Annotated in this window: 11 protein-coding genes; 4 read left to right on the forward strand and 7 right to left on the reverse strand. The window is 37.6% G+C overall.

Annotation, left to right across the window (positions count from 1 at the left end):
* Positions 1 to 143: 143 nt before the first annotated feature.
* From nikC to CIL05_RS05020, 5 genes are all read right to left on the reverse strand, one after another.
* Complete coding sequence (nikC, locus tag CIL05_RS05000; RefSeq protein ID WP_095654429.1) at positions 144 to 1,040, reverse strand: nickel transporter permease; 897 nt, start codon at positions 1,038 to 1,040, stop codon at positions 144 to 146.
* Between the two features lie 14 nt (positions 1,041 to 1,054).
* Positions 1,055 to 2,059 carry an ABC transporter permease gene (locus CIL05_RS05005; RefSeq protein ID WP_095654430.1) on the reverse strand — a complete coding sequence of 335 codons (1,005 nt, stop codon included), beginning with the start codon at positions 2,057 to 2,059 and terminating at the stop codon, positions 1,055 to 1,057.
* Positions 2,060 to 2,347: 288 nt separating this feature from the next.
* Entirely contained in the window at positions 2,348 to 4,000 is a 1,653-nt protein-coding gene (locus CIL05_RS05010; protein WP_439144825.1) for an ABC transporter substrate-binding protein, read from the reverse strand.
* 18 nt (positions 4,001 to 4,018) lie between these two features.
* Positions 4,019 to 5,008, reverse strand: coding sequence for an ABC transporter ATP-binding protein (locus CIL05_RS05015; protein WP_095654431.1), 990 nt, complete (start codon positions 5,006 to 5,008; stop codon positions 4,019 to 4,021).
* Positions 4,983 to 6,002: an ABC transporter ATP-binding protein gene (locus CIL05_RS05020; RefSeq protein WP_095654432.1), complete on the reverse strand. Its 1,020-nt coding sequence runs from the start codon at positions 6,000 to 6,002 to the stop codon at positions 4,983 to 4,985. Before CIL05_RS05020 ends, CIL05_RS05015 begins: the two co-directional genes overlap by 26 nt.
* A 366-nt stretch (positions 6,003 to 6,368) precedes the next feature.
* On the opposite strand from CIL05_RS05020, the gene CIL05_RS05025 reads away from it, so the two are divergent.
* Positions 6,369 to 7,523 (forward strand): hypothetical protein, encoded by a 1,155-nt coding sequence (locus CIL05_RS05025; RefSeq protein WP_095654433.1) that lies wholly within the window; start codon positions 6,369 to 6,371, stop codon positions 7,521 to 7,523.
* 238 nt (positions 7,524 to 7,761) lie between these two features.
* Here the strand turns inward: CIL05_RS05025 and CIL05_RS05030 are convergent, their stop codons facing one another.
* The gene (locus CIL05_RS05030) at positions 7,762 to 8,868 is read right to left on the reverse strand and encodes a M24 family metallopeptidase (protein WP_095654434.1); all 1,107 of its coding nucleotides are present in this window, start codon (positions 8,866 to 8,868) and stop codon (positions 7,762 to 7,764) included.
* Between the two features lie 42 nt (positions 8,869 to 8,910).
* Positions 8,911 to 9,993 carry an ethanolamine utilization protein EutH gene (eutH, locus tag CIL05_RS05035; RefSeq protein WP_095654435.1) on the reverse strand — a complete coding sequence of 361 codons (1,083 nt, stop codon included), beginning with the start codon at positions 9,991 to 9,993 and terminating at the stop codon, positions 8,911 to 8,913.
* 161 nt (positions 9,994 to 10,154) lie between these two features.
* On the opposite strand from eutH, the gene CIL05_RS05040 reads away from it, so the two are divergent.
* From CIL05_RS05040 to CIL05_RS05050, 3 genes are all read left to right on the forward strand, one after another.
* Positions 10,155 to 10,448 carry a DUF3219 family protein gene (locus CIL05_RS05040; protein WP_095654436.1) on the forward strand — a complete coding sequence of 98 codons (294 nt, stop codon included), beginning with the start codon at positions 10,155 to 10,157 and terminating at the stop codon, positions 10,446 to 10,448.
* A gap of 251 nt (positions 10,449 to 10,699) precedes the next feature.
* A complete protein-coding gene (locus tag CIL05_RS05045; protein WP_095654437.1) occupies positions 10,700 to 11,224 on the forward strand; it encodes a hypothetical protein in 525 nt (174 codons plus the stop codon).
* A 91-nt stretch (positions 11,225 to 11,315) separates the two neighbouring features.
* Positions 11,316 to 12,512, forward strand: a complete 1,197-nt coding sequence (locus CIL05_RS05050) for a class I SAM-dependent rRNA methyltransferase (protein ID WP_095654438.1) — start codon at positions 11,316 to 11,318, stop codon at positions 12,510 to 12,512.
* The last annotated feature ends 130 nt before the right edge of the window (positions 12,513 to 12,642 follow it).

The following is a 12,642-nucleotide window of genomic DNA, read 5'->3' on the forward strand; positions in this document are numbered from 1 at the left end:
GAAAATTCCTAACTGCAGGTAACTCTGAAAAGATGTGATCCCCTTGCAGTTAGGATAAATCTTAGTGAAGGTTATTCTACAACAAAATGAATCTATTGTATGTAATTTCCTACATTTGGGTTCCACCCAATGAAAGAGTTCATTTAGCTTTTCATCTTAGGATCCATTGCATCACGCAGTCCGTCACCCATTAGGTTGAATCCGAGTACTGTTAACATGATTGCAAGTCCAGGGAAAATCATTGTCCATGGAGCAGATTGTAAATAGTCCTTAGAGTCTGCAAGCATCTTACCCCATTCAGGAGAAGGAGGCTGTGCACCTAATCCCAAGAAACCAAGTGCTGCTGCTTCAAGAATGGCTGTTGCAATCGCAAGGGTTCCTTGAACAATAACAGGCGCCATTGAATTCGGCAAAATATGTGAGAATAATATTCGGATATCACGCATCCCTATTCCTTTTGCAGCAGTAATATATTCGTCTTCTTTAATACTTAGCACCTTTGATCTGATAAGCCTTCCGAAATTGGGCACATTGATAATTGCAATTGCAATAAGTGCGTTTTGAAGGGATGGCCCAAGAACAGCGACAATCGCAATCGCAAGTAAAATGGATGGAAAGGCAAGCATAATATCGAAAAATCTCGAAATAATTGTATCAACCCATCGTCCATAATATCCTGCAATAATACCTAATATACTACCAACGATAACAGAACCAATAACAGCAGAAAATCCTACCCATAGAGAAATTCGAGCACCGTAGATAATACGGGACAAGATATCACGGCCGAAATCATCTGTTCCCAGCCAATATTCAGCAGAAGGAGGTAATAATCTATCAGCTGTTTCTTGCGCATTAATTCCTTCCTTTGCAATCCATGGTGCAAAGATTGCCAGTAAAATAAAGAAGAGGACAATACAAAAGCCTACGACGGCAATTTTATTCTTTTTGAACTCATACCATGCTTCCCGCCAAGGGCCACGAGTTTGCTTTGGATCTGTGGTTTCTAGCTCGTCTATATTTCTGGCTGGATTTGCCATACACATCCACCTCCTTAATCGTATTTAATTCTTGGATCAATAAAGCTGTATAACAAGTCAACAATTAAATTAATCATGACAAAGATAAAGGCAACAACTAATATACCTGACTGGATTACTGGATAATCACGGAATCCGATGGCATCATAAATATAACGTCCGATACCAGGCCAAGCAAAGATCGTTTCAGTTAAAATCGCCCCACCTAAAAGCAAACCTAATTGTAGGCCAATAATCGTTAATACAGGGATAAAAGCATTCTTCAATGCATGTTTATAAATAACGAAAAACATTTTTTGTCCTTTTGCCTTTGCAGTTCTGATATAATCAGAACGCATTACTTCCAACATACTAGATCTAGTCATTCGAGCAATGATTGCCATTGGAATAGTAGCCAGTGAAAGTCCAGGCAGGATTAAATGTCTAATGACTTCCTTTAATTGACCCCATTCACCTTGTATGATGGTATCGATGATGTAAAAGTTTGTAATAGCATTGACAGGATCACGAACTGACTCTCTCCCGGTTGTCGGCAACCAATTCAATTCTAAAGCAAATCCCCATTGTCCTAATAGACCGAGCCAGAAAATAGGCATAGATACACCAACAAGTGCAAGTACCATCGCAATATAATCAAACCATGAATTTTGAAACCATGCGGAAACAATTCCCGCGTTAATTCCGATGAAGATTGCAATAATCATTGCAAAGACTGCAAGCTCAACTGTAGCCGCGAGATACGGCCAAATTTCTTCTACAACAGGTGCATGGGTTCTAAATGATTCTCCCAAATCCCCTGTTAGAATACCTTTTAAATAATCAATATATTGAATATACCAAGGTTTATCCAATCCGAGTTTTTCAGTTAGGGCCTGTACCGCCTCCGCTGTTGCTTGTTGTCCAAGAATGACTTGTGCGGGATTTCCGGGAATTGCCCGAATTAGCATCGAGACAATAAATGTCATTCCCAGTAATACAGGAATTAACTGAAATATTCTTTTTAGCGTATAGCTGAGCATGTTGAATCACCTCTTTAAACCGTATGTATTGCTCCAGCATTCATTTATTTTGTTAAATAAGATATAGATTAGTAATTTCTTATCGTAACAGTACAACTATGATATTCAGATAAGGCAAGTTAGCTTATTTGTTTACACTGATAGGAAAGTATAACTTTTTAAGGAAATGAGTATAAGTACAACTAATGCTTGCGATAAGCCAAGTTTTCTAAAAAGGAAAAAGGAAGAAATCTGAGAGTCGATTTCTCCCCCTAGCTTATATTTTCAATATAGTTCCTTCTGCTACGATTACTCTCTGTCTACTTCTACATTTGATAATAGGTCAGATCCAGTTGGATGTGGGACTAAGCCAGATAGTCCTTCTACTGCACCAAGTAATGGTGTAGAGTGTGCAAGCGGTACCCATGGTGCTTCTTCATTAATAATTACTTGTGCTTCTTTATAAAGCTCATTACGTTTTGATTGATCTGTTACCGTCTGTGCTTCAATGAATAAATCATGCATTTTATCATTCTTGTAGTACGTATAGTTGTTACTTCCAATATTGTCCTCATCTAAAAGTACGTATAGGAAGTTATCAGGATCTCCATTATCACCAGTCCAACCAAGCAGGAATGCATCCGCCTCACCTTTACTGGCAAGATCTAAATAAGTTGCCCACTCATGGGAAACAATCTCGGCTGTGATACCAACGTCTGCCAAATCTTTCTGCATAAGTTCTGCTACTTTTTGGCCATCCGGCATATATGGACGTGGCACAGGCATTGCCCATAATTCCATTTCAAAGCCATCACCATAACCTGCTTCTTCTAATAATTCTTTTGCTTTTTCGGGATCATATTCATATCCTTCAATTTCATCATTATACCCCTCAATGGAAGGTGGCATAGGGTTGACTGCAGGTGTGGCATAACCTGCAAAAAAAGTATCGATAATAGATTGTTTATCGATGGCGTGGTTCATTGCCTGACGTACCAGTTTATTATCAAATGGTTCACGTGTAACAGTTAGTCCTAGATACCCAACATTCATGGATGGACGTTCAATTAATTGTAGGTCAGCATTATCCTGAATTGCAGCTGCATCTGATGGATTGATTCCATCGGCAAGGTCAACTTCACCAGCTAATAATGCATTCAGTCTTGCAGAGTTATCTGGAATAGAACGGAAAACAACTTTATCCATTTTAGGTAATCCATCTACCCAATAGTCATCATAGCGTTCAATAGTAATTGAATCATTTGGTTTCCATTCTACAAATTTGAATGGACCAGTACCTACTGGATTTCTTTCAAAATCATCATCCCCATATTTTTCAATTGCAGTGGGACTTGCAATTGAAAACATATCCATTGCAAGGTTCTTTAGGAATGGTGCCTGTGGTCGCTTAAGCTTAAATACAACGGTATAGTCATCTTCTGCTTTAACAGATTCAATGACATGACCTTCGTCCCCTTCGAATCCGCCAAACATGGAATTATAGTATGGGAACGTATCTGCATCTCCAGCAGCCCAGCGTTCAAAGTTTTTCACAACAGCATCGGCATTAAAGTCTGTGCCATCATGGAAAGTAACCCCTTCTTCTAAAAAGAAAGTGTATGTTAAACTATCCTCAGAAATTTCCCAGTCATGGGCTAACTTTGGCACAATCTCTGTACCACCTTCTTCAAAGGTAACAATTGATTCATATATGTTCTTTGTGACCTTGAATGTTTCCCCCTCTGTTGTTCTAGATGGATCAAGTGATGTAGAATCACCACCACGGGCAAATACTAATATTCCCCCAGTACTGTCCTCATCGGATGAAACATCATCTCCTCCATCGCTGTCATTCGCATCTGTGCTTGCATTATCATCATCGCCACCTGAGCAGGCTGCAAGCATTAATGCAACAAAGAGAAGAAGCATCCCCAATAATGATTTGGTATTCTTCAACTTCATGTTAACTCCCCCTTAACTTTATATATCATTGCTGTTTGTCCCATTATATAAGTGACAAGCGGCAAAATGACCTGGTTTCTGTTCCTTTAATTCAGGAACGGCTTTTGTACAGACATCCATTTTAAATGGACATCTGGTGTGAAAGGCACATCCTGTAGGTGGATTTGCCGGACTTGGCATATCCCCTTCCAGTACAACCTCATTTTCATCATGATGTGGATCTGGAATTGGCACTGCAGATAAGAGTGCCTGTGTATAAGGATGCATAGGATTTTGATGTAATTCATTACTATCAGTTATTTCAACAATTTTACCTAAATACATAACTGCAATTCGGTCACTAATATGTCGGACTACTCCCAAATCATGGGCAATAAAAATATAGGTTAAATTAAATTCTTTTTGTAAATCCTGCATCAAATTCAGTACTTGAGCCTGAATGGACACATCAAGTGCTGAAACAGGTTCATCTGCAATAATTAACTTTGGATTTGTCATTAGTGCTCTGGCAATACCAATTCGCTGTCTTTGCCCACCACTAAATTGGTGTGGATAGCGTTTGGCATGAAAGGCATTTAGCCCAACAATCTCAAGGAATTCATAAATTTTTTCTTTTCTTTTTTTGGCATCTTTCATTCCATGCACTATTAAAGGTTCCGCAAGAATCTTTTCAATTGTATGTCGTGGATTAAGTGATGCATAAGGATCCTGAAAAACCATTTGTATATTGCGTCTAACTTTCCGCATGTCATTAGCGGAGAATTTAGTTATATCTTGCCCATCAAAACTTACCTTTCCTTCTGTTGGTTCCAATAATCTGACTAATGACCTGCCTGTTGTTGATTTACCACAGCCGGACTCTCCAACAATTCCAAGTGTTTCTCCTTCTTTTACATAGAATGAAACATCGTTTACAGCTTTTACAGCGCCAACTGTTTTACCGAAGAGTCCCTTTTTAATCGGAAAGTGTTTCTTGAGGCCATCAACTTCTAGTAAGTGCTTTGTCATGTTCGACTGCTCCTTCTTTGTCATATAAAAAACATCTTGCCTTTTGAACATCGGAAGTTTGATAGAATTCCGGGTTTTCATTAAAACAACGGTCAAAGGCAAATTTACAGCGGTCAGCAAAGCGGCACCCTTTATGTATGGAACCGGGAAGTGGCACATTTCCTTCGATAGAATAGAGTCGATCCTGTTTTTTTCGGACGTCTGGAACTGATTGAATTAATCCTTGGGTATAAGGATGTTTAGGTGAATCAAATAGTTTATCAACAGGCGCCTCTTCAATAACTTGACCAGAATACATGACAATCACACGTTCACAGGTTTTAGCAACTACACCTAGATCATGTGTAATCAACAAGAGAGCTGTATTTAAACGATCATTTAACTCTTTGATTAGTTTTAGAATTTGGGATTGGGTTGTCACATCCAGTGCTGTTGTCGGCTCATCTGCAATAAGTACTTTTGGGTCACAGATCAGTGCCATAGCAATCATTACTCTTTGACGCATGCCACCAGATAATTGGTGTGGGTATTCATCCATTAAATCTTTAGCGCGGGGAAGCTCGACAAGCTCCAGCATTTCAATACATCTGTCTTTTGCGTATTGTTTTCCTTTCTTTTTATGGTGAATTAATACCGCTTCCATCATTTGATGTCCAATTGTAAACAATGGGTTTAATGATGTCATCGGTTCCTGAAAGATCATTGCAATATCGTTTCCGCGGACTTTTCGCATTTCCCGTTCAGATAAATCCAGTAAATTTTTATCTTCAAAATGGATATCACCGCCGACTACTTTACCAGGAGGGTTTGGGACTAGTCCCATGATGGAAAGAGATGTCACACTTTTTCCACAGCCCGACTCACCAACAATCCCGAGCACTTCTCCATCATGTACATGGAAACTGACATGATCAACAGCAGGTATATCCCCTGAATCTGTAAAAAAAGTAGTTTGTAAATCATTTACTTCTAGCATAACTTTTTTATCCTCCATTATGTCACCCCTCCTTTTTCTGACTATACTTTCTATTTTAAATTATACTGCTAGTTGCAATAAATGCAATAGTTTTTATAAGATGCATTACATATAATGGTAATGAAGTGCATTCAAATACAGGGTGAATATGGTTTTTACCAAAGAGGATTTAAGGTTGGGAATAGTGATTATTAGTAGTTTTTTGTTGGAATATGGAAATTTAATGATAAATGGTGTTCATACGGTAGGCTTTTAAAAGGGGGTCAAGTCTATCTACAGCATTACTGGTTATCTTAATCAGTAATTCCTTTGGATTATTCTGAAACTTATAAATCGCTTATAACGTACATAGTATTAACCATTCATAAGTAGGTGGAGAGATTAATGAAGAAAAAAATCCCTTTTATCTTAATAGGATGTATGCTACTTGGCCTCTTTTTATTTTCTGTAAACTCGAAAGAAACAAAGGAAACAAATGTTGGAAAGGATAATGAATTTACCCAAAAAGAAGAGACTGAAGATAAACAAGACGTTGTAAGAGAGGAAAACGAAATAGACCCTTTTAACAAACTGCCGGAATATGAAGAGGAGGGTATTCAATGTAAATCCATAGAAGAAACCCTGGAGCGTGGAGATTGTTTCCAGGAAATTAATTCTAAATACCTTGTTTGGTTTATGGATACTGCAAAACAAGAATTCTTTTTCCCATTTCAAAGGGAACAGGATCATTGGAAAGATGTTCTTTATTTGACAGTAAATGCTAAGGATGAGCTGGGTGATGTAAATGAAACGGAATATTATGATTCGTATGTTGATCCACATACTAATTCCGAGTCAAATTCTGAAAGAGGCATGAAAATCCTCAACGATTATTGGTATATTTTCTCTGGATTCTTTCCTCAGGAGTATCGAAAGGACTTAAAACATGTCTACTGGACAGATACAGGAGAAGATTTTGTGTATGCAGTTGGCAGAGATGAGAAAAATCTGCAAGATACCGTATTAATGCTTTCACATCATATAGGAGAATATCGTCCTAGTGTAAAATATACACTTATTCACGAGTTTGGCCATGTGCTCACACTTAGTGAAGACCAGGTAAGAGTTGATGAAGAAGTTTTCTTGTCGGAGGACGAGGAGGCCTTTGAAGCGGCAGAAGCTAACTGCTCTACGTACTATCCTTATATTGGATGCCCGAATGAAGATAGCTATTTGAGTCAATATTATAAGGCGTTTTGGATGGATATAGAAGATGACTTTAATCAAATAGATTGGGAGACGGAGGAAGATTACAAAGCCTTTTTCTATGAAAACGAAGAGAGATTTTTCAATAGCTACCAAGGTTCAAATCCGGTGGAAGATATTGCTGATGCATTTACATTCTTTGTGATGACGCATAGTAATGAAATAGAAGGCAAGGCTGATTTGAAATATAGCAAGCTGGAATTTTTCTATCAGTATGAGGAATTGGTTGAATTACGGACAATGATTTTGGAAAATATGTATGATCTTTCGGTGGAGGATGGGGTGTTGTATTAGATTATCAGAACATGCTTGTGTACAGAATTATGGGTTAGGTGAAGCAAGCATGGGCGGGGAGTTGTGAGAGAAATACTTAAAGTTGAGAGATAATGTCCTATAGTTGAGAGAGAATTGATGAATCACCGCTTATCTCTCAACTTTCCACAAAAGTCTCTCAACTTCCGCGCTTCTTCTCTCAACTTTTCTCGAAAGTCTCTCAACTTCCACTCTTCTTCACTCAAATTCCTAACAGCTTCTATAATACTTGCAGTTCCCTAGGAAACGAAGTCAATACTTCAGCTTCACCATCCTCATTAATATAAACTTCATCTTCAATGCGAACCCCGCCATAATTAGGGATGTATATTCCAGGCTCGATTGTAAATAGCAAACCTTTTTCAGCTAGTTGATCATTATTTTCATGGATGGATGGTTCTTCATGTACTTCGATACCAAGACCGTGCCCTACGCGATTATTAAAATATTCCCCATAGCCATTTTGGTTTATAATATTTCTTGCTTCGATATCAAACGTTTTGAGTGGGACTCCTGCCTTTACAGCGGTTATGCCAGCCTGATTAGATTGAAGCACAATATTATAGATTTCTTTCTGCTTGTCTGACGCTTCTCCAATAATAAAAGTCCTAGTAATATCTGAACAATATCCTTCTTTTGTTATGACACCAAAATCAATTAATAAAAAGTCGCCTTTTTTAAATGCGCGTTCTCCAGGAGTTCCATGAGGCAATGCAGCTTTTTCACCGGCTAGAACCATGGTTGAAAAAGATGGACCAACCGCACCGAACTTCTTCATTAAGTACTCTAATTCTGCAGCTAGTTCTGCTTCAGTCATGCCTGCATGAACTTTTTTAATCCCTTCAGCCAGCACTTTCTCAATAATATCCACAGCTTGTTGTAAATATACAATTTCATTTCTGGATTTTTTAAGTCGTTGCCTGTTGATACCGGGCTGAATGTCATCATACGAAGCATCTGGGAAATATGATTGTAATTGATTATGTCGGAACATGCTGACTACATTCATCTCCAAACCGATACGCTTCACATTTGGACCAAGCGCTCTTTTAAGTTTTGCAAATGGATTTTCTTCATCAGAAATTGGAATAATATTTTTCACAAATGAGTCAGTATCAGCTATTTCTTTGTCCAATGCAGGAACAAATAAGGTGAATTCCTTGTTAAGGTTGTCAAAAATTAAAGCCATAAAACGTTCATGTGGATCAGAATTGAAACCAGTAAAGTAGAAAACGTTTGCTGGTGATGTAATCATTCCTACATCAATATTATTTTCATTCAAGCTTTTCAATAAAGTTTGTAATCTTGTTTGATAGTCAATAGTCATCGTTTCAACCTCCATTTTTAGTTATAGTTTAATAGGGGACCTTCAGGATTTTAAAGGTTTCCGCATTGTTAGCATGGCTAAAACTACTGCACTAATTCCCCCTGCAAGTTTCCCCACAATCAAGGCAAAAACTACTTCTTTATTAATTCCTGCCACAAAGCCTAAATGGCTCCCAAATACAAAAGCCCCGCTAACTGCGAAAGCAACGTTGATAACTTTTCCCCTTGAGTCCATTTCCTTTAACAGAGCCAGCATTGGAATAATATGTGCAAGTGAGGCAACTAAACCTGCTGTAGAAGTGTCACTAATCCCAAGTAAGGAGCCCATTTTATTCAATGGTTTCTTAAATGCCTTGGAAATAAACAGAACCATTGGAAATGCACCAGCCAGAAATACAGCGATCATTCCAACAATTTGTATCCCCTCACTTAATGGTGTCAGGTTAGGAATCACTGTGAAGCCAATTAATGTTTCAATAATGATGGCAGTTAGACCAATAATTGCTACTATCTCAATTATTTTTCCGAAAATTGAAAAGCCAAAAATCATTTTTTCTGGTTTTTTCCATAATCCGATTGCAATAAGGGTGGAGAACAGGATTGTTGGCAATAGATTTCTAAGTATCATCAATAAATTCAAATTGGCAACTAGCCCACCTATGATACAGCCGATGGGTATGGTGATAATTCCGAGAAGAACTCCCTTGGCAAAATAATCATGATCTTTTTTTTCAATAATCCCCAGTGACACAGGAATTGTAAAGACGATAGTTGGCCCCATCATGGTTCCTAAAAACACCCATGAGAATAGTTCTGCTTCCGAACTCTGTGACATTTCTTGCGCCAATGAATACCCACCCATATCGATTGCCAGTATTGTATTCGCAAAAGCTGATGGGTCAGCGCCAATCAAGCCATAAACGGGAGCGATGATTGGTGTTATAATTTTTGCGATAACAGGAGCCAAAGAGATTATTCCTACCATGGCTAATGTCAGTGGTCCCATTGCCATAAATCCCTCTGAAAATCGCTCCCCAAAACCTAACTTATTTCCGAAACATTTATCTATAGCTCCTAAACAAAGAAAACCAACTACGATTAAAACAATTACATCATTTATCCCCATTACTTTTCTCCATTCATTTGTAAGTCCATCCCATTATAACAAGGTGAGTCAATAATATGGAAGAAAATTAACACAAACAAATAGTTAGCAGGTTTAGGTTTCAAACTGTTAAGCTGATTTGTAAATGATATACGAAAAAAACCAAAGAGGGTGTTGTTAACATGCATCAAAAAGTTCTTATAAATGATCTGATTTTCGACGTGACAAATTTTCATGAAGAAAAAGTTATGAAAGAAGGAAAAGAGCTAATTAAAGTAAGCTTTGATTTTAAGGTGAAAAGTGAAGATTATCATGAAGTTACCACTTTACTTTACTTGAATGATTTTATAATTAAGGTCCCAGGGACAGAACTCGAATTTCCTGCAACGATATATAATTATTCAACATCGATCACGAATTTATATAAAGAGAATGAAGTTGGGGACTTTAAGCTGGAATTGATTGAAAACGTGTAGCTCCTAACTATGTTTTAACCTATGGTGCGATATGTTTGTACCATAGGTTTTTTTGCTGTATAATTGTTAATTATTTTTTGATCAAACGTTTGATCAATTTTTTATGAAAAATTTAGTGTCATGAATCTGGTATCAGCCTGTATAAATATTATGGGCATTTTTATTATCAATGTACTCAGGATTCTTAGGAAAAAACTATAAAGTACCACTCCATTCCCGCAGGTCATACACTGCATGTGGGAGGTATCGGTATGAATAATGAATTTCCGGATTTTGTAAATCAGATTATAGCGGGTTGGCCAGAGAAACAGAAAAATGGGGCATTGAAAATTATTGAGAAATATGGATTTCCACAAGAAGCGACAGCAAGCAGGTTGATTTGGTATAACAATGGACACTGGAAGCGGACAATTGTGCATCGTGATGCAGTACCGCATAATTTTCCTACTCCACATCCGGATTTTTTGGAGCAAACGATTGATTATCGAACACCAATTTATATGTTTGACGAAATTGCTTTCTTTGATGGCAGCTGTTATCCGGATCGAACAAAAGGAGAGGTCACTGCTATTTGTGATAAAGAAGAAATGAATATGCTGTCAATAAACTTATTCCATGAGATCGTGACAAGAAAGCGGACCGCCGAAGAAGCAAAAGCTGCTCTTGTTGAGATAGGTGCAAACTATTTGCTTCATCATATTTCTTCCCCGTATGTGGAGCAGTTTCTTTTCCCGAAGCAATATAATACAGGAGATCCGGATCTGCCGTATTTCTAATAGGTAAACGATAGCACGATCACAATAATCAATCCTTTTACTTTTTCCGCCAGCATGCGATAATGAGGAAAAAGTGAGATAGGATGAAAATATGAAGCAGGTCATCGATTTGAATATAAAAGGAAATTTTATAGAAAAATATAAAAGTGGGTATCCGTTGATCAGTAAAGATTCACTAGCTAATCCAAACGCTCTGACAGATGAAGGAAGTATTATCCATTTGAAGGATAATAATAACCAATTTATCGCAAAAGGCTATTATGGAAAACAGAACAAGGGCCTGGGCTGGGTGTTAACTCAGAAGCAGGGAGAGAAAATTGATTTTACCTTTTTCAAAACAAAAATACTCACAGCAATAAATAAACGACAATCTTATTATAAGGATGAAAAGACCAATGCATTTCGCGTTTTTAATGGGGAAGGTGATGGCATTGGTGGCCTGACAATTGACTATTTTGACGGATATTATGTAATCAGCTGGTATAGTGAAGGAATTTATACGTTTAAGGAACAGGTAATCAGAGTACTTGATGAGCTCGGGGATTATCAAACAATTTATGAGAAAAAGCGGTTTGATACGAAGGGTAAATATATTGATGATGATGATTTTGTAAAAGGAGTGCGCGGGGAATTCCCGATAATTGTTAAGGAAAATGGCATGACTTTTGCAGTTTATTTGAATGATGGTGCAATGGTTGGGGTTTTCCTAGATCAGCGCGATGTAAGGAAAGCAATACGTGATCGGTATGCAAAGGATAAAAATGTGCTAAATACTTTTTCATATACCGGCGCTTTTTCCATAGCAGCTGCTCTTGGTGGAGCTGAGAAGACAACGAGTGTCGATCTGGCAAAACGCAGCAGGAGTAAAACGATTGAGCAGTTCAGTGTGAACGGAATTGATTTTGACCAACAGGATATTATTGTGATGGATGTCTTTGATTATTTTAAATATGCGAAGCGAAAAAATTTGAAATTTGATTTAGTTGTTTTGGATCCACCAAGTTTTGCGCGTTCCAAGAAACGAACATTCAGTACAGCAAAAGACTATCCTTCACTTATCAAAGATACGATTGAAATCACAGAGAACGATGGTGTCATTATAGCTTCAACGAATAATGCGACATTTGGTATGAAGAAATTTAAAAAGTTTATAAAAGAGGCATTCAGTGAGATGAATGTAAAATATAAAATACTGGAAGAGTTTTCGCTGCCAACAGACTTTCAGGTGGATCGTGATTTTCCACAGGGCAATTATTTGAAGGTATTGGTTGTGAAGAAATTAGGGTAAATAAAATTAGATTAAATTAAAGTCGTGCATCTACTGCCTCCGCACGCGCGATTCCACTTAACAACAAACACTATAACTAAAGCGTATCTATCCAAATAAGATCGGACATTTAAAAAAACAATAAAAAAGA

Source organism: Virgibacillus profundi (genome assembly GCF_002287375.1).
Taxonomy (GTDB): domain Bacteria; phylum Bacillota; class Bacilli; order Bacillales; family Amphibacillaceae; genus Virgibacillus_K; species Virgibacillus_K profundi.

Coding starts and splice junctions, on each gene's coding strand:
- nikC (WP_095654429.1), bottom strand. CDS start 1,040: ATGGCAAATCCAGCCAGAAATATAGACGAGCTAGAAACCACAGATCCA.
- CIL05_RS05005 (WP_095654430.1), bottom strand. CDS start 2,059: ATGCTCAGCTATACGCTAAAAAGAATATTTCAGTTAATTCCTGTATTA.
- CIL05_RS05010 (WP_439144825.1), bottom strand. CDS start 4,000: ATGAAGTTGAAGAATACCAAATCATTATTGGGGATGCTTCTTCTCTTT.
- CIL05_RS05015 (WP_095654431.1), bottom strand. CDS start 5,008: ATGACAAAGCACTTACTAGAAGTTGATGGCCTCAAGAAACACTTTCCG.
- CIL05_RS05020 (WP_095654432.1), bottom strand. CDS start 6,002: ATGGAGGATAAAAAAGTTATGCTAGAAGTAAATGATTTACAAACTACT.
- CIL05_RS05025 (WP_095654433.1), top strand. CDS start 6,369: ATGAAGAAAAAAATCCCTTTTATCTTAATAGGATGTATGCTACTTGGC.
- CIL05_RS05030 (WP_095654434.1), bottom strand. CDS start 8,868: ATGACTATTGACTATCAAACAAGATTACAAACTTTATTGAAAAGCTTG.
- eutH (WP_095654435.1), bottom strand. CDS start 9,993: ATGGGGATAAATGATGTAATTGTTTTAATCGTAGTTGGTTTTCTTTGT.
- CIL05_RS05040 (WP_095654436.1), top strand. CDS start 10,155: ATGCATCAAAAAGTTCTTATAAATGATCTGATTTTCGACGTGACAAAT.
- CIL05_RS05045 (WP_095654437.1), top strand. CDS start 10,700: ATGAATAATGAATTTCCGGATTTTGTAAATCAGATTATAGCGGGTTGG.
- CIL05_RS05050 (WP_095654438.1), top strand. CDS start 11,316: ATGAAGCAGGTCATCGATTTGAATATAAAAGGAAATTTTATAGAAAAA.